The sequence below is a fragment of the Pseudomonas sp. A-RE-22 genome, assembly GCF_019956035.1.
Taxonomy (GTDB): Bacteria; Pseudomonadota; Gammaproteobacteria; order Pseudomonadales; family Pseudomonadaceae; genus Aquipseudomonas; species Aquipseudomonas brassicacearum.
The window spans coordinates 1-20,867 of the sequence record NZ_JAHBCZ010000018.1 but is presented as its reverse complement, the minus strand read 5'-3'; the positions used below and the strand labels follow the sequence as shown (position 1 = coordinate 20,867).

Sequence of the window (20,867 nt, the reverse complement as noted above, 5' to 3'; positions counted from 1 at the left end):
GTCGAGGCTTACGGCGCCGTTTGCTCCTGATAACCCTTGCGCAGTTTTTCCGCGATCAGCTTTTCAGCTTCCCGCAGTGCACGTTCGGGGCTCTCCAGAGACTTGATCAGGGTCTGGCCCTTGGTCCCCATGCGGCCGAAGTTGACCACCACATCCGTCGCCGTGACGCCGATGCGCCAGAACTTGTTGGAGTTGCCTTCACCAAAGGTGAACTCACGCATTGAGGTTGCCGGTTCAGCGACAGGCTCCGCTGGCGGTTCGGTGTCGACGCTTTCCACTTCCGGCTCCGGCTCCAACAACACGGGCGCCTCTTCACCACGAAGCAGGGCTTCGATCCGGTTCAGCACCTCTTCACGATCCCGCAGCCAGTCATGGCTGAGTACGTCGATGATCTTCCAGCCAAAACTGCGCAGCACGGTCGGCCGGAACACATAACGTTCGCGCACGTTCGCCGTCGCCGACGCGTCGCTATCGAGCAGGATACCGAGGCTGAAGTGTTCGCCGCTGGCATCGCTGATCGCCAGGTCGCAGCGGAATTGCGAACGCCCGACAGACTCTTGCACCTCGTGCCCGCGTTTGCGCAGGGCGCTGGCGAGGGCGGCGCGCAGGCTGTCCTTGGGCAGGGTGACGGCAAAGGACTGCTTGGCCCCCGGATTGAGGTTGGCCAGGATGCCCTGGGAGCGCGGCGCGTCTCCGTTGGCGCTGGCCTGGGCAAATTGCAGGAAGGCACGAAGGGCTGCAGCACCGTCGTTGTGGGTGTTGGTGATGGCATCGGCCTCGATGCTGGAAATGATCGCCATGCGTTTGCGCGCGCGGCTGAAAATCACGTTGAGGCGTTTTTCCCCGCCGCGCTGATTGATCGGGCCGAAGTTCATCAGCATTTTGCCGTTCGGCCCTGGCGCATAGCAGATGCTCAGGATGATCACGTCACGTTCGTCACCCTGGACGTTTTCCAGGTTCTTGACGAACAGGCCGTTGAATTGCCCGGCGTCTTCACGCACGTATTCGCGCTCAAGGCGCGTGGCGAAGGCCGGGTCACTGGCCGCAAGGTTCTCCAGCGCCTGTTCTATTTCCCCTTGCTGCGCTTCGGAAAACGCCACGATGCCCAGGCTCAGGCCTGTCTCGCGTTGCAGCAATTCACGCACCAGGTTGGCGATGTAACGCGCCTCGGCCACGTTGCTGCGGCTGAGGTACACGCCATCGCGCATTTTCAGGAAGCTGATAGGGTTGTCGAGCAAGGTATCGGTGCCCTGGATGACCGCCTGTTCATCGCTGGAGTCCAGTGGCCCGTTGGCCGGGGCCGGGCGCTCGATCCGGCGGTCGGGGATCGTGATCAGTCGCCCTTCATAGAAGGCCGCGTTGGAAAAACTGATCAGCGCTTCGTGCCGACTGCGGTAGTGCCAGGCCAGCAGGGTGGCCGGCAGATTGCGTGCGGCCTGGCTCAGCAGGCTGTCGGCGTCGAGGTTGATCTCGATCTGCTCGCCGTCCTCCATGGCAATCAACTCATTGTCGTCCTGGTCGCCGCCACTGGAGAAGAAGTTGGTCGGTGGCAATTGCATCTCATCGCCCACCACAATCACCTGCTGCGCGCGGCTCAGGGCGGGCACGGCTTCCTCGCTGGGGATTTGGCTGGCTTCGTCGAAGATCACCACGTCGAACAGGTCCGGGGCGAGGGGCAGGGTGTCGGACACCGACAACGGGCTCATCAGCCAGATGGGCTTGAGGTCATTGATCACCCGGCCACTGTCGCCGCTGGCCAGTTCGCGGATGGAGCGATAACGCATGGTCTTGCCCAACTCGTGCTCCAGCTCGCGGCGGCCTTTGGCATAGGCTTTCTTGAACTCACGGGCCGCGGCATCCAGTTGGGTCACCGACATGGCCGACTGTTTCACATGTTCGAGGAAACGCTGCTGCAACGTGGCGCTGAGGACATGGGCATTGTGTTTGAGCAGGCTGTTTTCGGCCTGGCTGACCTGGTGGGTCGCCAGGCTCAACGCCGCGCCGTCGAAGCGGGCCAGATGCGGGTTGGCGCGATACAGGCGGGTCAGGTTCTCCTGGGCAATCAAGGCATCAAGCGATCGCTGCACCAGGGCGTGCTGTTGCAAAGCCAGCAGACAGACCGGATCGGCCTGATGCAGTTCATTGAGCAAGGGCAGGCTATCGGGCAGTTCGTCGAGTTCTTCGCGTAGGTCGCGCAGATACTCGGCCAACGTCCCCAGGCTCGGTGCCGATTCGAACACGCAGTACTGACCGACGAGTTGGGCCAGGCGCGCCACTGGCTGACGCAGGTTGGCCTCCTGGCGCACAGCGGGCAAGGCTTCAGGGCTGCGGCGCAGGCGTTCGATCCATTGACGCAACAGGGGCGAGGTGTTCAGTTGTTGCAGCAAGGCGTGCAGATTTTGCACAAAGACGTCGACGTCTTGCACGCCATAGAGACCTTGCAGGCGCTGTTGCTCGACCTGTAGCTGGACATTGACCACGTGTTCGCCAGCAAGGTTGTCGAGCACGCTGCGATAACTTGGGCGTATGGCGTGTTGACTGAAGTCATAGCGCCGTTGCAGTTCGCTACGCAGTTGCCACCAGGCCGGTTGCAGCCAACGCAGCAACGACCCTTCCAGGCGTTGCACCAGGGCTCGGGCCGCTTGGGTATCTTGCGCGTCGAGCTTGTCGCGCCAGTGGCGGTTCGTCTCGCGGATGCCGTGTTGCTGCACGGTCAGCGCCTGCAAGGCGGCGTGCTCAGCGTGCAGTGCCAGGGAGCCCGCTGAACCGGGTTCCAACAGGTCGAGGTGGGAGGCGAGGTTGGAGCCGGTCATTTGCTCGGCCGCCAGGGTCAGGACCTGTGCATCAACCAGGCCGGTGTCACTGGACAACAGGCTCGACGATGACTCCAGCAGTGGCTCGACGCTGTCCATCAGCCCGCTGGCTTCATCCAGGAAGGCCTTGAGCTGGCCATAGGCATGTTCGTGGGTGATGACATTTGAGGCCAGGCGACTGAAAGGGTGGCGCGCAAAACTGTCGAGGCCGAAGCGCTCGGTCATGGCCTGGTACAGCCGCCCAGTCAGTTCGCTTTGTGACTGCCAACGACGCCATTCAGGCAGGCGCTCCAGGGCTTCGGGGGGCAGTTTTGAAGCAGCGCCGGGCAGTTCGATCAAGTGCCGCACCAGCTCGCGCACTGAACACGCCAGGGTTTGCGGAACCCCGGCCATGGCCTGCTCGAAGCGCTCGATCAGGTCCAACTGTTGAGTCATGGTAGCGAGAACGGCGCTGCGTCTTGCTTGCAGCTGTGATGACTGGGCATCGCCAGCGATCCAGCGCTCATAACATTCGCGCAGGTTGCCGACGAAGGCTTTCTTGTCGCTCTGGGAGTCGTGGATCAGGCAGCACAGCTCACCCAGTTCACTCTGTTGCAAGCGATGGAACACCACGTCCAGCGCCGCACGCTTTTCGCAAACAAACAGCACCCGCAGGCCGCGGCCGGCGTAATCGGCGATCAGGTTGGTGATGGTCTGGGACTTGCCGGTGCCCGGTGGCCCTTGAATGATAAAGTTGCGCCCGGTTCGCGCCAGACTGACGGCGGCGTTCTGCGTGGCATCGCCGGCGACGACGTTCCATTGCTCCGGCAGCGGGATCGGGTCTGGCGCCTGGACTTCGATCTCCCGGGGTTCGATGGAGAACATCCGGTCGAACGCCTCGTTCTGGGCCGGTTCCTCGATCAATTGCGCGTAGTCGCGTACCAGCGACATTTTGCGGTAATTGAAATTCGCCAGGGTGACCTGGGTCAGGTCGATATCCCAGGCATAACGATGCCCTTGATCCTGGGGCAGGGCGTAGGTGCTGCTCTCGGTGCTGCTCGCCACCATTTGCGGGTGCTGGGTGCGCACCGCAGGCTTGGCGCCGACGGCACTGCGCAGGGGCAAATCGCTGGGCAGGACCTTTTCCCGGAACAACTGCAGGCCCAGAGGGCGATAGTCCTCGCGGTCGTAGCTGAAGTCTGGTTTCACCGGCGGCACGGCCGAGCGCTGGCGGGCGCGGCGGCGCTGGAAGTGGTGCAGGTGCTGGACCGCTTTCTGATGGATCAGCTCGATTTGCGGTTTGCTTTGCAGACGCAGTTCGACGCCCGGCTCAGTCAGTTTGATCTGCCGGGCGATGTCGGCGTGAATGGTCTCCAGGGACGTCGTCTGCAGGTCCACGGTTTCCGGTAGCTGGATGTCGTAGAGCTGGCGCAGTTGGTGACGCAGCACCGGATTGAACTCGGCCTCGGTCTCATCGCACTTGAGCACAAACTGGTCGCGCACGCCCTTTTTCCGGCTCAGCTCCACCGATAGCCACAGCAGCGGCGTGACGATGCGTTCATCCGGCGTGTCCTTGAGGTTATGCCAGCGCATGAACGCCACCACCAGGCGCAGGTTGCTGAAACCAAACTCGGCACGGTCGCGACGGGTTTCCTGAATGATGCGCTCCAGGGACGTCTGCAACCATGCCTGGTCTTCAAAGCGCAGCCATTGCTGCAAGCCCACTGGGTTGCCGCTCAGCACCTGCTCGGAAAAGCCGCCAAAGCTCGCTTGCCAGGTGCACAACGCTTCCGGGCGGATACTTTCGATGCGCATCACCAGCGGCACGCTCGCCACGGTGAGGTTGATGTTGGCCTGGGTGGGACGGAAGTACAGCAGGCGATTGCGCCGGGACAGGTCGAACAGCCGATTGCGCAGGTGCTCCAGCACCACGGTACGCCGCGAGGCCGGGCCTTCGGCCTCGGCCAGCACCCGCTCAACGTCGAGACTGGCCGGTTGTTCGCGCCAGGTTTCCAGGCGCCGCGCCAGTGAGCCGACGTCGGTGGCGCGCTCGTGGCGGTTGAGCTCGGTCATCTCATTGATGAGGTTCGCCAGCACCGGGTTGAGCCGGCCGTTGAGCTGGAACAGGTTGCGTCGATGCCGGGCAAAGGATTTGAGGTCGTCGAGGTCGGCGAAATCCAGGCCGCAGGCCAGGCACGCCAGCAACTGGCCCAACTGGAAGATGTCGGTGATTTCGTCGTGATGACCCAGGCTGTGTTCCCAGCTGTGCAGCTCGGTGAGAAACACGGGATGGTCGATGGCCTGGTGCGGATCGTCCTGGACCTGCAAATCGGCAATCGCCACGCCGTCTTTCGAATCGCGGGTCAAGCGCACATTGCCGATGATGTTCAGCGCCGATTCCGGGTTGGGCTGCACCTGCTTGATGGCTTCCAGCGCCAGGCGCGGCGACAGGCCTTCAGGGTTGCGCAGTTGCAAGGTGCGCTCGGGCCCCTGGATGACGTCGAGGTAACCCAAATGGGCCACACGGCCGAGTTCATGCAGTTGGGCCACTTGCCGCAGCAGCGGCAGCATCAGGAACAGCACATCATCGATCGGCACCGCAGCGCCGTCGTGGCTCAGGAGTAATTGCTTGAACGTTACTGGCTGATTCATTGGGTCCATGTGTCGACCTCCGCCTTGAGCGCGCGAATGAGCGGGTCGAGCTCGCGTTTGGGAAGTTTGATATCGCGCTTGAGCACGTTGATAAAGTCGTCGGCGCTGCCCAGTTTCTTCGCGGTGCGTGCGGCATGCAGCAAGGCATCATCCCGCAGATCGCGGTCCACCAGACACAAGTCGAGCATGATGAAATGCAGGTACTCGTGGATGCTCGCGTCAATGCGCTCGACGTCCAGGGTACTGAGGTCCAGTGGTGTTTCGGTGTCTTTCCAATCGGGAAAGAAACCGCGCACCTGGTTGCCGACAGCCTCTGACTGCAAGGCCGGCACATTGATGAAACTGGCGATAAAACGGCGGGTGAGGGCGGTGAGCTCGACCTGGTCAGTCACATCCAGGCGGTTGAGCGACAACGGCCCACGCAGGCGGCGGTGCAGCCAGGCGTCAATGTCCGGGATCTGCTGCCACCAACTGTCCAGTGCCTGCGAGCGCAGGAAGGTCTCCGGGTGGGACACGCCCCGGGACAGTTGCGCGTCGTTACCGTCCAGTTCCTTGGCCTGTTGCAAGTAACTGGCGGCATTGACCGTGACAATACCGGTGTGCACCTTGACCAGTGTGGTGATTGCCGCCTCGGGCCCACTGGCCACCAATGCCGCACCTCGGTCCGCGTAGATTTCGGTGTGCAGGCTATACAAGCGGGCGGTTTGTTCCAGGCTCGCCGGCGTATAAACATCGGCCAGGGTGTGGTTGAGGATGCGCTCGGCAGTCAGGTAGTCGCCGTCATGCTCGGACCACAGCCGGTAATGCGCCAGCTCATGCCCCAAGAGCGCGAGCAACTCCTGGGCGTCGAGACGCTCGAGGATCGGGCCGTAGAACACCACATGCACTTCACCGGCGAGGTAATAGAGACTGGCATTCATGCCGCCATCGCCGGCCTGGTACAGCGTGGCCGGCGCCTGGATGTGCAAGCGCTGGAGCGCGGTATCGCAGGCTTGATAAGCGTCGGGATGCGTGTCCGGATGGAGTCGGTACGTATCGCGCAGCAGCTGCGCGCGCACTTCTTGCGCGTGTTCCTGCTGAACCCCCAGCGAGGAGGCCCAACTCCAGACAGCCGGCTCGCTGGTCTTCAGGTAATTCACCACCTGCTGGTGGTACGGCAATGGCGTCAAGCTGCTGATATCCAGCGTGGGGTTACTCATCGTTCAACATCCTTGAGGATACGGCTCCATACGCTGTGCCTGGGCAGCAAGGGCTTGGGCTGGCATCCCGTTTTTCGGTCATCGGCTTTGAGGGCGAGCATACCTAGGACGTGGGAAAGATACGAACGTTGTTTACAGAAGGGATAGGGCTGCGTGAGTTCATCAAATGGTCAGTTTTCAGCCGGGCAGTGAACCGGCTCGAGCCAAATGGGGCGCGCACCCGCCGCCCCTTATAACGCCTTGCTCGAATCAAGCAAATTGCGGAAGCCAAAGCGCGATCTGCGGAAACAGGATCAAGAGCGCGATCAGCACAAGTAATACGAAACAGAAAGGCAAGGTGCCGTAGACCACATCCAGGAACTTGCCTTTGTTACGAATACTTTGCACCACGAACAGATTCATCCCGAATGGCGGGGTGATTTGTCCCATTTCGCACAGGATGATCAGTATCACGCCGAACCACAGCGGATCGAAACCCAAGGCGACAATGACTGGCACCACCAGCGGTGCGGTGGTGATCAACATGGCCAGCGTGTCCATGAAGCAGCCGAGGATGATGTAGAACACGATGATCGCCAGCAGCGTGCCCATCGGCGACATGTCGAGGCCCATCACGAAACTGACCAGGGTTGCTGTCAGCCCGATGGATGACAGCACGAAATTGAGGAAGAACGCCGACAAGGTAATGAAGATGATCATCCCGGTCGTGCGCATGGTGGACTCGAAGGCTTGCGCCAGGTTCTGCCAGGTAAAGGCGCGCCGCCACAGGCCCAGGGCGAACGCGGCGATGACACCCAAGGCCGCCGATTCACTGGCGGTCGCGAAACCGCTGTAGATGGCGCCGACCACCAGGGCGAAGATGGCCAACGGCGGCAGCAGGTCCGGAATGCTGTCCCGTCGTTCGGCCCAGGTCGAGTGTTCCTTCTTGCCGCCCAATTCGGGACGGATAAGGCACGCCAACACGATGATCGCCACGAACATGAAGCTGAGCAGGATGCCCGGGATCGTAGCCGCCAAGTACAGCTTGGGCACCGAGAGATTGGCGATCAGCGCGAACAGAATCATGTTGATCGAGGGCGGAATCAAAATGCCGAGCGTACCGCCGGCGGCAATCGAGCCGAGGAACAGCGGGGCAGGGTAGCCTTTGCGTTCCTGCTCCGGCAGGGCGAGGGTCGAGATGGTGGCGGCGGTCGCCACGCTGGAGCCGCTGGTTGCCGAGAACAGTGCCGAGGCGCCTATGTTCGAATTCATCAAGCCACCGGGCAACCACGAAAGCCACTTGGCGACGGCACCGTACATGCGCCCGGCGACGCCTGAACACACCAGTAGCTCACCCATGAGTATGTAGAGCGGAATCGCGACCAACAAGAATTCGGCGCTGGTGCTCCAGGCAATTTCGCCTATGGCGTTGCTGAGCGGCAATGTCGAGAACAGCTCTGACAACGAAAGGCCCAGCAAGCCGACGCTGACCGCCGCAGCCACGCTCAAGCCAAGCAGGGCCAGTAGGGTGAAGAGGGTAAAGGCGAGCATTTAGTGCGCTCCATTCGACGGGGTCGTTGTGTGCCCTGGTGCGGGACGGTGGGTTTCTTCTTGAATGCCCTCCTCGACGGAATTGATGCCGATCAGCGCACCGATCGACGCCCATCGTTGCTGGCGTAGCTGGATCACGCTGGCGCAGCCCAGCACAACGATGGTCAGGGTAAAGAACAGGTAGCCGGCGAACCAGGCGGATTGAGGCACCCACTGCGGGATTTGCAGCGGTGTGGTGGAAGTCGAGCGGTACTGGATGGAATCCCACAGCACGTCCCATGCGTGGAACAGCACGATGCCGACGAAAATCGCCATGCAGCTCAGCGCCAGCAGATCCAGAGAAGTCCTGAATGCGAGGGGCAGGTGCGAGTAGACGATGTCCACCCGGATATGGGAGCGCTTCAACAGGGCGATGGGAAACGCCCAGGTGCTGACAATGGCCAGGACATAGCCGGCTATTTCGTCGGCGCCGCCCATGGACAGGCCGATGGTCTTGCGCAGGATCAAGTCAATGCCGATCATCAGTGCGGTGCCCATCAGGGCAATACCGCCCAGCCAGGCGCTCAGCCTGGCAATGCTGTTCACGAGCCGGATAGCAGAAGATTCAGTGCGTTTCATGGATGGGGTTCTCCGCAAACGTGGGGGCGTTCAGAACGCGCAACAAGCTTTGTCGCGCAAGCTCCACTGGCGATCGACGCATGGGCGCGGCTCAGGGGGTGTGCAGGCTCACGCCAAGGGACGCGCCTGCCGTGGCATTCCAACGCTCGATACACGGCGCACCACAACGCTTGCCCCAGTCGTTGGCAATCCTGAGAACGGCCTCCTGCAGAACCTTCTTCTCGGCGTTGGTCGGCGTGCTGACCTGCATATGGGCCGGGCGGTGAATCTGGCAGTCAGGCGCGCCGATGTTGCAGGCCAATGCAGAGTGATTTTCTTTGGCGGTTTCTTCCCACAACCGGTCTTCCAAGACCTGGGATTGTGCCTGGAGCAGGCGTTGTACAGGCTCGGGCAATGACTGCCAGCGCTTCAAGCCAATGGCATAGAAACCAACCGACCAGTCCACCGGCAGGTTGTAGAGGTGGTTGGCCACGTCGTACCACCTGGCGGCGTTGCCTGAGCCAATGCCCGTCACCGCACAGTCAATGACGCCGGTCTGCATGGCGGTCACCACCTCGGCGAACGGCAAGGTCATGGGCGATCCGCCAAGCGCGTTGATCAACTCGGACATGTTGCGCCCGCGTACGCGAATCTTGCGTCCCTTGAGGTCTGCGATGGAATTGACGGGGTCGCGACAGAAGAACACTTGCGCCGTATAGGGCACCGTCGCCAACAGCTTGACCCCATGTCGTTCGGCCATGCGTTCTGCCAACACCGGCTTGAACGCCGTCGAAACCCGATGGGAAGTTTCAATATCGGCGGCCATGCCGGGCAGATCGATCCCTTCGAAAAAGGCGTCATCACCGGCCACGAAAGCAAAGACGCCCATGCCGATTTCAACCGCGCCAGAGCGGATCAAGCGCACCATCTCGGCGCCTTTGAGGCCGCTTTCCGACAACCCTCTGAGGCGCGCCGTGACGGTGCCACCAGAACTGTCGGGCAGGGTCTTGTTCCAGAACGGCTTCTCCACCGCGCGAAAGGTGTAATTGTGGCTACCACCGCCAATCACATTGAAGTGGGTGGTCGCCTGATTGTCCGCCAAGGCTGCGGGCCCGATCAGGCCGCAAAGCATGGCGAAGATCAGAAGGAAAATCGGGTACGGTTTCATGGTAGTCCTGTTGTTTTTTTGAGGGAGCTACATGGCAGAAACGAAACGGCAACGTGCGTCTGTTTTTTTCAGGATCGGCCCGGGGTGGCGGCGTCAATGATGGATCTTGAACCTGTGACATCCGGGAATTTCTCGCCGTTTGCCAGTCTTGCCAAGGTGATTTTTTCGTTCTCCTGAAACGCGATTGCGCGCCGCGCCAGTGGGAGCACCTCGCCCGGGGTGATGACGACAATGCCGTTCTCATCGGCTACCACCGCATCACCGGGATGGACCACGACACCGCCACATTGGACCGGGGTACAAAACTCACCTTCTTCGCCCTTGACCCGCGTGGTAATCGCACTGGCGCCCCAAGACCATATGGGAACCCCATGCTGGCGCAACTCGCTCAGGTCGGTGACGAATCCGTCAATGACGATGCCGGCGATTCCGGCCTGCTTCGCTGCATACGCCATGGCGCCGCCCATGGCTGCCGTGACCCGCTCACCGCAACGATCCACGATCAGGAAGTCACCTGGCCTGGCGGAGCCCATCGCGTAATGCAAAATGCCTCCATCGGCGCCAGGCATTCTCACTGTAACAGCGGTTCCAACCGCTCTAACGTCTTGGAAATGGGCTTTTATACGGGTACTTAAAATACCTTTGGTGACGAAGTGGCCGATGGTTGCCGGCTCGGCCGCAAGAAGAATAGAAAGTTCTTCCGTGGCGATCTGTTGCGGTAGTTCTTTAATAATATACATGCTGGGATTTACTTGTTTTTGATGAATGTCTGATACAGTCAGTGCAGCCTAACAAGCACGAATCCAATGCGATAATAAAAATCAACGAATCAACGCCAGGACGATTTTTATCATGAGAATTACCCTGATGCAGATCGAGGCCTTCTATTGGACTGCTCGATTAGGCGGCGTCCATGCTGCCTCGCGGCATCTTCATCTGACACAACCGGCCATCTCTTCGCGAATTCGCGAGATGGAGTCGCTGCTGAGCGTGAAACTTTTTGACCGCAGCAAGCAACGCATGATCATCACCGCCGATGGCCTGATCGCCCTGCAACATGCCGAGTTGGCGCTCAACAACAGCATCAAGCTCGAGCAGTTCGCGGCCAAGCAAAAGCACAATCGCAGATTGCGCGTCGGCGCTGACGAGTGTTCGGCAATGGTCGGGCTGACCGCGGTCATCGCCGAGATCAAGGCGCACTTTCCAGAAATCACCCTTGAAATCACGATTGATGTGGGGGCGGTGCTTAACCGAAAGCTCAATGATCACGAGCTTGACCTGGCACTCCTGACCAATCCGATGACGCGAGACGATGTCACTGACATCTTTCTGGGCTGGATGACCTTCCAGTGGGTGGCCGCCGCACAGCTGGACATTGAAGGCGGGGCATTTCTACCGGAGCATGCCGGCGCCTATCCGATCGTGACGCACTCCGCACCCTCGACCCTGTACTCGGTCGTTGAGCGCTGGTTGAAAGAAGGGGGGAATGTGTCCGAGGCTTTTCACTCCAGTAATTCCCTGGCATTCATTGCCAAGATGATCTCTGCCGGACATGCTATTGGTATTCTTCCTGTTCCGCTAATTCGAGACATGTTGGCAGTGGACATGTTGAAAGTATTGCCCAGTCACCCACCCATCGCACCGGCCAGGTTCTGTTTGTCTTATTTAACGGAAAGGCCCGATGTGCAACTCGATGAGTTGGTCGCCCTGACTCGGGCGACGCTGTTGCGTCAGAACTTCCTGGTCAACTAGTCATTTCCGTTTTTATTCAAGGCCGAATCAATGTATTGATTCGGCCTTGAACTATGGATTGTTATTTATAAGTTGCGTGTCCTCAAACGCAAGTGTGTTGAGTCCCTTGGAACGTTTTTTGGATCGCGGCGATGTGGTGTCCCGCCTGATTCAGCCATGAGAGATCACTGCCCATCAGCAACATGTCACAGCCCATGTCCAACAGGCGCCTGGCTGTTTCCGTGTCTGCTGGGAAGCAGGGCACCATGACTTGGATCGAGCGTCTGTGGCATTTCTCGATGAGTAACGCCAGACGTGCCTGGATTTCGGGGTTACCGAGGCGATAGTCGACCGGCAATTGGCGGGATAACGAGTAATCCGCCGGACCGAAATGCACCGCATCGATGCCTTCGACATCAAGGATTTCATCGATGTTGTCGAAGAACTCGTAGCTCTCGGCCATGGGTACGATCACGCCACGGGCGTTTTCCTCTTGTGTGTAACGGGCCCAGTCAAATCCGGGGCCGGCGTAATTCGCCGAGCGCACCGAGCTGTCGCCGCCACGCCGGCCGAACGGTGGGAATTTGCTGACGCGGATGATTTCCCGCATCTGCCCAGCGTTGTGGACCTGGGGCACGATGACCCCGGCAGCGCCCATTTCCAAGGCTTTACGGATGTCCCATTCGAGGGTGCCACGAACGCGAACCAGGCTGTGGATGGCGGCGTGGTGGGCCGCCAGAATCAGTTTTTCCAGGTCTTTATCGACGCCCAGGGCGGTGTGTTCGGCATCGATGAAGACAAAGTCCAGCCCCCAGTTGCCAGCCACTTCGATGGGCATGCAGGCCGTACTGTAGATGTTCATCCCGAACGTTGGGCCGTCCGCCATTCGATCTTTCAGCGAGGTGATCTTCTTGTGCATTGCAATTACCTGAGAAGGCGTTATCGGTGGCGGCCGTGTCAGAGGCGATAGGTCTCTGGCAGACGGTCGCGGAAGGGGTGTATCTCGAACACACCAGGGTCGCGGATCAATGACTTGTTGCGCGCCTTCTCCAGGTCGATGTCGACGCTGAAGATGCCGTCCTCTTGTCCGGCGCGGATCAAGGACTGGCCCGACGGTTCGATGATGTGGCTCATGCCGATGAACTGCATGCCGCCATCCATGTCATTACGGTTCGAGGCGACGAAATAGACGATGTTTTCGGCTGCGCGCACGTTACTGAAAATGTCCGGCAACAGGCGCGCCTGCTCGGGCCATGCCGCGGGCAGGACAACAATCTCGGCCCCTTCCAGTGCCAGGGTGCGTACGACTTCCGGGAAGCGGATTTCGTAGCAGATCGCCAGGCCGATACGGCCGATTTCAGTGTCGAACACCGGCGGTGTCCATTCGGCTGGGCGATCAGTGAAGCGATCACCGATCATGAAGGGCAGATGGCGCTTGCGATGCAGGCCGATGATTCCTTTGGGCCCCAGCAGCGCGGCGGTATTGAAGATCGAGTCGGCGTATTGCTCATAGAAGCCGACGACAATATGGATGCCGGTTTCAGCGGCGACCTCCAGCAAGGGATTGAGGGCATCGATACTGATGGCGCCTTTTTCCAGGTCTTCGCGGCTGTCGAAGGAGCCTCCGGTCAGCAGGCATTCGGCAAAGACGATCAGGCGCGAGCCTTCTTTTGCGGCTTGCCGTGACAGCTCAGCGACGTTGTCGATGGTTTGAACCGGATTGCCAATAACAGGGTGGATCTGTGCGACCGAAATCTTCATGGTTTGGTTTCCTCGTGATGGATTGGAAGGCGTGCGCTGAGTGGGGCGCTCAGCGCAGCGCAGTTATTGCGGGTGGTAATCCACGGCCGTGTAGACTTTCTTCACCAGTTCCGGATTGATCTGCGCGGCGTATTTGTCGATCACCGGGCGGATTTTCTGCTGGATGCGCGCGATCTCTTCGGGGGCCAGTTCGTTGACTTGCATGCCGGCGCTGCGCAATTCGGCAATCGTCCTGCTGTCGGCCTGGCGGGAAATCTCCCGTTGCTCAAGGCGCACTTCCATGGCGACCTCCGTCAGCAGCGCCTTCTCATCGGCATTCAAGCTGTCCCAGAAGGGCTTGCCGATCAGGACGATCTGCGGGTTGTAGTTGTGATGGGTCAGGCTGAGGTATTTCTGCACTTCATTGAACCTTGAAGCGAGGATCAAGGCCGCCGGGTTTTCCTGACCGTCCACGGTGTGGGTTTCGAGCGCGGTGTGAACTTCGGTGAAGGGCAGCGGTGTGGGATTCGCCCCGAGCGCCGTCCACACATCCAGGAACAACGGCGATTGTTGCGCGCGAATCTTCAGGCCGGCGATGTCTTCCATCTTCTGCACCGGCCGCACGTTATTGGTCAAGTTGCGTACGCCCAGTTCCCAGAACGCCAGGCCCACCAGGTTCTTCGCGGGCAACTGGTCGATCAGCATCTTGCCGACTTCGCCATCGAGCATGGCGTCGACCTTGACGGTATCGGTGTAGATAAAGGGGAAATCGAGAATGCCGAAGTCGGTCACATGATTGAGCATCAGGCCGGCGTTCCAGGTCATCATTTCCACCACGCCGCCCTGTAGCGAGGAGAGCACTTGTACGTCGCCGCCCAGCACGCCATTGGGGAAGGTCCGCACTTTGATCTTGCCGCCGCTGCGCTCATTGACCTTCTTGGCAAACAGTTCCATGCCAATGGCCGGCGGCGTTCCCTTCGGGCTGGTGGCGGCAAACTTGATGGTGCGAGCGTTGTACTCGGCGGCGAAACTCAAACTGCTGGACAGCAGCAGGGCAGCCAGGACGGTTAGATGCTTGGTCATGATTTTTCCTTTTTCTTGTCGGTTGTTTTAGTGGGCGAACCATTGCGCTGGAACGGTGACCAGGTCGGGGAAGATCACCAGCAGGAAAAGGACGATGGTTTCGGCGATCAGGAACGGGACGGTGCCCTTGAGCAGCGCTTCGTAGCGCATGTTGCCGATGCCACAGACGACGTTGAGCACCGTGCCCACGGGCGGGGTAATCAGGCCGATGGAGCAATTGATCATGAACAGCACGCCAAAGTAGATCGGGTCGATGTTCGCGGCGGTTACGACAGGAACGAGGATCGGCGCCAGCAGCAAAATCGTCGGCGTCAGGTCCATGACCATGGAGATCAGCAGAATCAGCAGCATGAGCACCACGATCAACAGCTTCGGGTTGTCCATGACCGGCTGAATGAGGTCGATGATCTGCCCCGGGATGTCCGCGATGGTGATCATCCAGGCCGGGATCGAGGCGGCGGCGACCAGGAACATGACGGCCGCGGTCGTTTTTCCTGCGCGCAACAGCAATTCGCTGAATGACTTCAGGCTCAGTTCCCGGTAGATCAGCGACGACACCAGCAGCGCATAGACACTCGCCACCGCACCCGCCTCGGTCGGCGTCACGATGCCGAAGCGCAGGCCGACCACAATGATCACGGGCAACAGCAGCGCCCAGGTGCTGTCGGTCAAGGCCTTGAGGCGCTCCTTGCCAGAAGCCTTGGGACTCAGTTCGACGTCTTTGTCGCGACGGGACACCAGCCACCAGGTGATGACCAGCGCAGCGGCGATCATCAGCCCCGGGGCGATACCTGCCAGGAACAGTTTGGTGATCGACAAGCCGGAGGCGACCCCCAGGACCACAAAACCGATGCTGGGTGGAATAATCGAGCCAAGCACCGAGACCGAGGCGATCAGGCCGCCGGATCGGTTGCGGTTGTAGCCTGCGATGACCATCATCGGCAGCAGCAGTGCGGTCAGTGACGCCGCATCGGCCAGTGCCGAGCCCGACAGGCTGGAGAGCAGTACCCCGGCGAAGATGGTGACGTAGCCAAGGCCACCGCGCAGATGCCCGACCAGGGAAATGGCCAGGTTGATGATGCGCTTGGACAGGCCGCCGCTGTTCATGACCTCGCCGGCGATGATAAACAGCGGAATGGCCAGCAACGGGAAACTGCCCGCCGAGTTGATGATGTTCTGCGCGATGATCTGGCCGTCGAACAACCCGAGCAGCCACATCAGGGCTACGCCGCAGAGAATCAGTGCATAGGCGATTGGCGCGCCTATGAGCAAGGCGGCCATCAGCACGCCGACAAAAACGCCCAGGGCCATTATTTGAGTACCCCGTGTGCGGCTGAGGACAAGGGCACGCTGGCCGGTGTGGCCAAGTGCTTCACCAATTGAACGCAGAGCAGCAGGGTGCTCAAGACGCAAAAGACCAACCCGGCGCCATAGAACAAGCCCATGGATATTCCGGTGGAAGGGGCGCCCACATGCAGGTTGATCACTGTCTGCTGCCAACTGCCCTGGAGAAACAGCGAAGTGGCAAACAGCATCAGCAGAAAGGTCAACGTCAACAGGTGTTTGGCTATCTTGGGCGAGACACGGCTGGTCAGGATATCGACGCCGATATGGCCCTTTTCATGAAGCATGAGTTGGGAGCCGGCGAAGACCAGCCAGACGAATGCCAGCCTGGAAATTTCTTCAGTGAAAAACAGGCCGGAATTAAAGCCGTAGCGCAACAAGACATTGGCGAAAATCAGCGCTGTGATACAAACCAGGCACGCAATGATCAATACCTTCAGCGCTAGAAAATAGAGTTTCAGGACGTCGTTCATGGCGCTTGCACCAAGTTGAAGGTATGGAAGCTGCGCAACGGCGGTATTGCAAGGAGAGCCGCGCCACCGGGCCGATTGGAGCGCGCTGCAAGAAGATGCAAACGGAGCATAAGTAAGGTCACCTTTTTATTATTTGTTATATGTCGTCGTACGACATGAATAAGTCTTTCCTTCCGTCGTAGTTGTGTCAATGCCATTGGGACTTCTGGCTAAGTCAATGTTCTTATTAGTTAGATAAGGAATAGTAATCAGTTGGGAAGCGGGCGACGAAAGTTGGAGTGATTAGCTTTAAAGGTTGTTTTATTTGTTGTTGTATGATGACGTATGACATCAACTGCTTTTCCAATGACAATCAAAACAGGTGATAAAACAATGACTCCATCTGAGCTTAAATCCGTCCTTTCCTCGGGGCTGCTTTCGTTCCCGCTGACTGATTTCGACAGCCGCGGTGAATTCAACGCCGCAGGGTATGCGCGACGCTTGGAATGGTTGGCCCCGTATGGCACGAGCGCGCTGTTTGCGGCAGGGGGAACCGGGGAGTTCTTTTCCCTGGCGGCCGATGAATACAGTGCAGTCATCAAGACCGCAGTCGATACCTGCGCCGGCAGTGTGCCGATCCTGGCGGGGGTGGGCGGGTCCACGCGCCAGGCGATTCAATATGCGCAAGAGGCTGAGCGGTTGGGGGCCAAAGGGTTGTTGCTGCTCCCTCATTACTTGACCGAGGCGAGCCAGGAGGGGGTGGCTGCCCATGTCGAGGCCGTGTGCAAATCGGTCAAGATCGGCGTGGTGGTTTACAACCGCAACGTGTGCCGCCTGACCGCTGCGCTTCTGGAACGGTTAGCCGAGCGCTGCCCGAATCTGATCGGCTACAAGGATGGCCTGGGCGATGTTGAGTTGATGGTGTCGATCCGTCGTCGCCTGGGTGATCGACTCTCGTACCTGGGCGGTCTGCCGACGGCTGAGGTCTATGCCGCGGCCTATAAGGCCCTGGGGGTTCCGGTGTACTCGTCGGCGGTGTTCAACTTCGTCCCTAAACTGGCGATGGATTTCTATCACGCGATTGCCAGGGAAGATCATGTGGCCGTTGGCAAAATGATCGACGATTTTTTCCTGCCCTATCTGGACATCCGTAACCGCAACGCGGGTTACGCGGTCAGTATCGTCAAGGCCGGAGCAAGAATTGTCGGCCATGACGCAGGCCCGGTACGTACGCCGCTCACCGAACTGTCTTCTGAGGAGTACAAGCTGCTCGCTGCGCTGATCGAAAAGCAGGGCGCGCAATAACCCCACCATGATTGAAAACCACTGAAGACACAGTGGTCGGCGAGACACCCTGCAAGAGCAAAGCTCTCGCGGTGTGTTTTGTTTCTGGAGGGCAGCGGATTGCCCGATATATCGCCTGCTCATCGCCCGAACAACAAGCGCTTTTGCCGCCAGGCCGGTGCGCTCGTGGGGAAAAGTACTTCGTTTGGCCGATAGCGGGCGATGCCGCAGGCGGCGGCGATGCGCTGGCGTTGCTGGCCTCGGGCAAGGGCTTGCTGAAAACTGCTTTCACTCTGGGGCTGTCCCAGCACATAACCGACGCCCACCTGGAAATCGCCGCCGTGGGCCTGCCACCAGTGGGTGATTGACTGCGGGTCGGGCCAGGGCAGGTTTTCGTCGGGGTCCATCGCGACATTGGGGTCTTCAGGGTCATCGTTCGGGCCCGCATCGAAATCCGGCAAGGCCAGCAGTTCCAGGTCGAGCAGCGCCAGGTCAACGCCGGTGATCAGGCTGAAGGCTTCACCGGCGACCCGGGCATAGGGCAGGTCGCTCATCTGCTGGATCAACCACGGTACGCAGACCGGATCGCCCAGCAGCCCAAGGGCTTGGATGCCGATGCGCCGATCCCTGGGATCCTGTACCCACTGGCGTATCCAGGCGACGCTGGGCTCGCGTTCCTGCCAGGCCAGCAGTACGCAGAGCGCGCGGTACTGGAACTCGCCCGGTTGTTCGGCGAATTGTCGCAATGGCTCCAGGGCTTGCTCGTCGCCCATCTGTGCGGTGGCCCAGTTGGCCCAGAAGCGCGTGGCCGCATTCTCATGCAGACGATGGGTACGAATCGCCGGCAGCAGGTCACGCCGGCGCAGCTCGCCCGCCGTGCGGGCGGCACGTGCCAGCACGCTTGGGTCGGCATCGGAAAGCACGGCCAACAGGGCGGGGCCTGGATCGTGGCGATGCATACCGCAGGCTGCGAGGCCGAGGCGGCGAAACAGGGGCTCGGGGGAGGCGAGCATACGTTCGATCCAGGGCGATACCCGTTCCCAGTCAAGCCAACCCAAAGCCATCAGGTAACCGCGTTCTGTTTCCAAGGCACTGCGCAAATGCTCGCTGAGCCGCGACAGCACTTTCGCATCGGCCGTCTCGAAGGCCAGCACCACACTGGCGAACATCTCGCCGATAGCGTGTGGTCCGAGCTGGGTCAGTAGCGTTTCCAGACCGCCAGGGGCTGCGATTCGCAAGCCGTCGAGGTGGGCGTCGAGGCGGTTATCGAGTTTGTCGAGGTGGTCGATATCGTAGTGTGGGGCGCGCAGGGCATAGTCGCGCAGGACGGCAAGGAAGCTGGCTTCTTCGGCGTGTTGGTCCAGAACAACGGAAGTGACTAGCATGTTGAATGTTACGCCTCCAGTGGTTCTTCTACAGGAAACTTCGAATGACTTGGCGTGCCCTTGGCACGCATTACTTCATTATCGTTTGCCATTGATCATCGCGGATTAACCCAATCGTTCTGTCCGCAAAGGACCACACCCCTTCGGTGCTGCTTCGAAGCACTGTGAATTGGAGGTCTGCTTCTTCTATATCCAAGGCAATCAAAGTCTGTCCGGCGACTTTGTCCACACCGGCCAAATGTGCTGCATATATTTCATCGTTATAGGCCGCAATCCCCCAGTAGCTTCTTATCGTGTCAATCGGCTGAACAATGGACCATTGATCTGCGACGCCGATCAGTACAGTCCCATTCTTGCCAGCAATGGCATAGTGACCGTTGTCCAGCCGACAGATACTGGTAAGACTTGCGTTGGTTGGTAGATCAAGGACGGTCCAGTTTGTACCGTCGAAATGCGCAGCGTAACCATCGGAGGTTACAGCGACCATGTCGCTGCGACTGCTTCCGGCGATATCCTCAATTGTCACATCCTGATTGCCCACGCTTAACTTCGGCAGTGTTTCGAACCTATCGCCGAACAAGCGATAGACCTGGCCGACAGATCCTGCGCAGATCACATCGTCACCCAGGATCCGAATTCTGCGCAGTGGTCCGATGTTACTGACGGCAGCGTTTGCGTAGGCCTTTCGCGAGGCTTTGAGCGCCTCTCTTGTTGTTGGCGATTTCCAATCGAAACGCACGACTGAACCGTTCTCTCCCAAGACGTAAGCAGAGCCGTCAATAGCGGCATCAACCGAGAGAATAGCTTCTGCAGACAATCCGAACTCAAGCCAGGCATCCTGCTTTCTAACGCCGACCCTATTCTTTGGGTTGTCATAATCGTCGCCAATGGTACAGGTAGCGATGATGATACCCGCGACCGGACTAACGCCCTCCTGAATAAAGGCCCCGTCAATAAACTCCGCATCTGATATTCCGTTCATCTTCATTAGATCCTGTGCTTGTTAATCGTCCAATACTATGGCGAGTGGCGGCTGTTTCGCTCTGGGCAGCGGATCGTTGGGTTTCACCGTCAATTCCATCTTCTGGTGATCATTCTCCAGCTGCTTTTGCAGGCACTCCTTGTTACATCCTTTGGCTCCGGGAGGAACATTGACTTTGCCAACCGCCGACTTCGCGCCTACCTCGCAACCGACGGCCAGGGTATAGGCCTTGCCTCGGTTGGCAGGATTAGCGAGCCAAGCATTTCTTTCGACGGTGTAATTGCACCCTACCTGTCCATGCTCGGTACGTAATGAATGGCTATGGCCTTCCACACAGAGACAGGGAGCCTTGTCCGATTCATAGTTCGTCGCTGCGTCTGTGGAGCCTCGGTTGACATGTGCGACGAATTCCTTGGATGGAAGCAGGTGGTGGCCTGTCATCTGTTTGCCATCCGCGCCGTTGCAACAACGGTTCGGGGTCTTCGGCATAAGCAGGCATTTACGGCTGCTACAACACTTGGCGCTTTTGTCTTTGGCACCAGAGCATTGGGTCTTAATATCCTTTGCCATTGGTTGGCAAGGGTGACCAGCGGTATCCATCGCAATTGCATCTTGATAAGGCCAAGGGCCGGTGTTGCTTGTCGATCCGTGGTTATGGGTGGTCAGGTCCATGTTTCGCACGACGTTTTCAGCTTCAAACTTCACATTCATCGACCAGGCTGTGAAATAGACTTTCCCTTTGATCTTGCCGGTGATGATCCCCTTTTTTGGCGCATTTCCAGCTTCATCCCCATAACTGGTCTTGAAATAACTCTTATCCTTGAGCATGGCCTCCTTGCCACTGATCTTCACCGTTCGCGTGCCCCTGGTGGTGTCCTTGGCCAAGCCAGTATTGGGGTAGGGAATCGGCACCCCCAGCGGGGTGGGC

16 protein-coding genes are annotated in these 20,867 nt (G+C 59.3%); 2 read left to right on the top strand and 14 right to left on the bottom strand.

Going from position 1 to position 20,867, the window contains the following annotated elements:
• Positions 1-8: 8 nt before the first annotated feature.
• The 6 genes from KGA89_RS10935 to KGA89_RS10910 form a co-directional block, all read right to left on the bottom strand.
• Positions 9-5,453, bottom strand: coding sequence for an AAA domain-containing protein (locus KGA89_RS10935; RefSeq protein WP_223471532.1), 5,445 nt, complete (start codon positions 5,451-5,453; stop codon positions 9-11).
• Positions 5,441-6,643, bottom strand: a complete 1,203-nt coding sequence (locus tag KGA89_RS10930) for a M48 family metalloprotease (protein ID WP_223471531.1) — start codon at positions 6,641-6,643, stop codon at positions 5,441-5,443. Before KGA89_RS10930 ends, KGA89_RS10935 begins: the two co-directional genes overlap by 13 nt.
• A gap of 249 nt (positions 6,644-6,892) precedes the next feature.
• A complete protein-coding gene (locus KGA89_RS10925; protein WP_223471530.1) occupies positions 6,893-8,173 on the bottom strand; it encodes a TRAP transporter large permease in 1,281 nt (426 codons plus the stop codon).
• Entirely contained in the window at positions 8,174-8,791 is a 618-nt protein-coding gene (locus KGA89_RS10920) for a TRAP transporter small permease subunit (protein ID WP_223471529.1), read from the bottom strand.
• 91 nt (positions 8,792-8,882) lie between these two features.
• A complete protein-coding gene (locus tag KGA89_RS10915) occupies positions 8,883-9,938 on the bottom strand; it encodes a TRAP transporter substrate-binding protein (protein ID WP_223471528.1) in 1,056 nt (351 codons plus the stop codon).
• Positions 9,939-10,006: 68 nt separating this feature from the next.
• Positions 10,007-10,678, bottom strand: a complete 672-nt coding sequence (locus KGA89_RS10910; protein ID WP_223471527.1) for an RraA family protein — start codon at positions 10,676-10,678, stop codon at positions 10,007-10,009.
• Positions 10,679-10,790: 112 nt separating this feature from the next.
• Between KGA89_RS10910 and KGA89_RS10905 the strand changes: the two genes are divergently transcribed.
• On the top strand, positions 10,791-11,690 hold the full coding sequence (locus KGA89_RS10905) for a LysR family transcriptional regulator (RefSeq protein WP_223471526.1): 900 nt from the start codon (positions 10,791-10,793) through the stop codon (positions 11,688-11,690).
• A gap of 82 nt (positions 11,691-11,772) precedes the next feature.
• Here the strand turns inward: KGA89_RS10905 and KGA89_RS10900 are convergent, their stop codons facing one another.
• The 5 genes from KGA89_RS10900 to KGA89_RS10880 form a co-directional block, all read right to left on the bottom strand.
• Positions 11,773-12,588, bottom strand: coding sequence for an HpcH/HpaI aldolase family protein (locus tag KGA89_RS10900; protein ID WP_223471525.1), 816 nt, complete (start codon positions 12,586-12,588; stop codon positions 11,773-11,775).
• A 38-nt stretch (positions 12,589-12,626) separates the two neighbouring features.
• Positions 12,627-13,430: a carbon-nitrogen hydrolase family protein gene (locus tag KGA89_RS10895; protein ID WP_223471524.1), complete on the bottom strand. Its 804-nt coding sequence runs from the start codon at positions 13,428-13,430 to the stop codon at positions 12,627-12,629.
• A 63-nt stretch (positions 13,431-13,493) separates the two neighbouring features.
• A complete protein-coding gene (locus tag KGA89_RS10890; protein ID WP_223471523.1) occupies positions 13,494-14,492 on the bottom strand; it encodes a TRAP transporter substrate-binding protein in 999 nt (332 codons plus the stop codon).
• Between the two features lie 27 nt (positions 14,493-14,519).
• Complete coding sequence (locus KGA89_RS10885; RefSeq protein WP_223471522.1) at positions 14,520-15,803, bottom strand: TRAP transporter large permease subunit; 1,284 nt, start codon at positions 15,801-15,803, stop codon at positions 14,520-14,522.
• A complete protein-coding gene (locus KGA89_RS10880) occupies positions 15,803-16,309 on the bottom strand; it encodes a TRAP transporter small permease (RefSeq protein ID WP_223471521.1) in 507 nt (168 codons plus the stop codon). Before KGA89_RS10880 ends, KGA89_RS10885 begins: the two co-directional genes overlap by 1 nt.
• Positions 16,310-16,681: 372 nt before the next feature.
• Here KGA89_RS10880 and kdgD point away from each other — a divergent pair, with 372 nt between their 5' ends.
• Entirely contained in the window at positions 16,682-17,593 is a 912-nt protein-coding gene (kdgD, locus tag KGA89_RS10875; RefSeq protein WP_223471520.1) for a 5-dehydro-4-deoxyglucarate dehydratase, read from the top strand.
• 119 nt (positions 17,594-17,712) lie between these two features.
• On the opposite strand, the gene KGA89_RS10870 is transcribed toward kdgD, so the two are convergent.
• From KGA89_RS10870 to KGA89_RS10860, 3 genes are all read right to left on the bottom strand, one after another.
• Positions 17,713-18,957, bottom strand: a complete 1,245-nt coding sequence (locus KGA89_RS10870) for a TIGR02270 family protein (RefSeq protein WP_223471519.1) — start codon at positions 18,955-18,957, stop codon at positions 17,713-17,715.
• A gap of 70 nt (positions 18,958-19,027) precedes the next feature.
• The gene (locus KGA89_RS10865) at positions 19,028-19,939 is read right to left on the bottom strand and encodes a hypothetical protein (RefSeq protein WP_223471518.1); all 912 of its coding nucleotides are present in this window, start codon (positions 19,937-19,939) and stop codon (positions 19,028-19,030) included.
• A 21-nt stretch (positions 19,940-19,960) separates the two neighbouring features.
• On the bottom strand, positions 19,961-20,867 hold a 907-nt coding region (locus tag KGA89_RS10860), incomplete at its 5' end, for a PAAR-like domain-containing protein (protein WP_223471517.1).

Excerpts from the sequence above, each read along its gene's own strand:
- KGA89_RS10885 (WP_223471522.1), bottom strand. The coding sequence starts at position 15,803 with ATGGCCCTGGGCGTTTTTGTCGGCGTGCTGATGGCCGCCTTGCTCATA.
- KGA89_RS10905 (WP_223471526.1), top strand. The coding sequence starts at position 10,791 with ATGAGAATTACCCTGATGCAGATCGAGGCCTTCTATTGGACTGCTCGA.
- KGA89_RS10930 (WP_223471531.1), bottom strand. The coding sequence starts at position 6,643 with ATGAGTAACCCCACGCTGGATATCAGCAGCTTGACGCCATTGCCGTAC.
- KGA89_RS10935 (WP_223471532.1), bottom strand. The coding sequence starts at position 5,453 with ATGGACCCAATGAATCAGCCAGTAACGTTCAAGCAATTACTCCTGAGC.
- KGA89_RS10910 (WP_223471527.1), bottom strand. The coding sequence starts at position 10,678 with ATGTATATTATTAAAGAACTACCGCAACAGATCGCCACGGAAGAACTT.
- KGA89_RS10890 (WP_223471523.1), bottom strand. The coding sequence starts at position 14,492 with ATGACCAAGCATCTAACCGTCCTGGCTGCCCTGCTGCTGTCCAGCAGT.
- KGA89_RS10895 (WP_223471524.1), bottom strand. The coding sequence starts at position 13,430 with ATGAAGATTTCGGTCGCACAGATCCACCCTGTTATTGGCAATCCGGTT.
- kdgD (WP_223471520.1), top strand. The coding sequence starts at position 16,682 with ATGACTCCATCTGAGCTTAAATCCGTCCTTTCCTCGGGGCTGCTTTCG.
- KGA89_RS10925 (WP_223471530.1), bottom strand. The coding sequence starts at position 8,173 with ATGCTCGCCTTTACCCTCTTCACCCTACTGGCCCTGCTTGGCTTGAGC.
- KGA89_RS10880 (WP_223471521.1), bottom strand. The coding sequence starts at position 16,309 with ATGAACGACGTCCTGAAACTCTATTTTCTAGCGCTGAAGGTATTGATC.
- KGA89_RS10900 (WP_223471525.1), bottom strand. The coding sequence starts at position 12,588 with ATGCACAAGAAGATCACCTCGCTGAAAGATCGAATGGCGGACGGCCCA.
- KGA89_RS10920 (WP_223471529.1), bottom strand. The coding sequence starts at position 8,791 with ATGAAACGCACTGAATCTTCTGCTATCCGGCTCGTGAACAGCATTGCC.
- KGA89_RS10915 (WP_223471528.1), bottom strand. The coding sequence starts at position 9,938 with ATGAAACCGTACCCGATTTTCCTTCTGATCTTCGCCATGCTTTGCGGC.
- KGA89_RS10865 (WP_223471518.1), bottom strand. The coding sequence starts at position 19,939 with ATGAACGGAATATCAGATGCGGAGTTTATTGACGGGGCCTTTATTCAG.
- KGA89_RS10870 (WP_223471519.1), bottom strand. The coding sequence starts at position 18,957 with ATGCTAGTCACTTCCGTTGTTCTGGACCAACACGCCGAAGAAGCCAGC.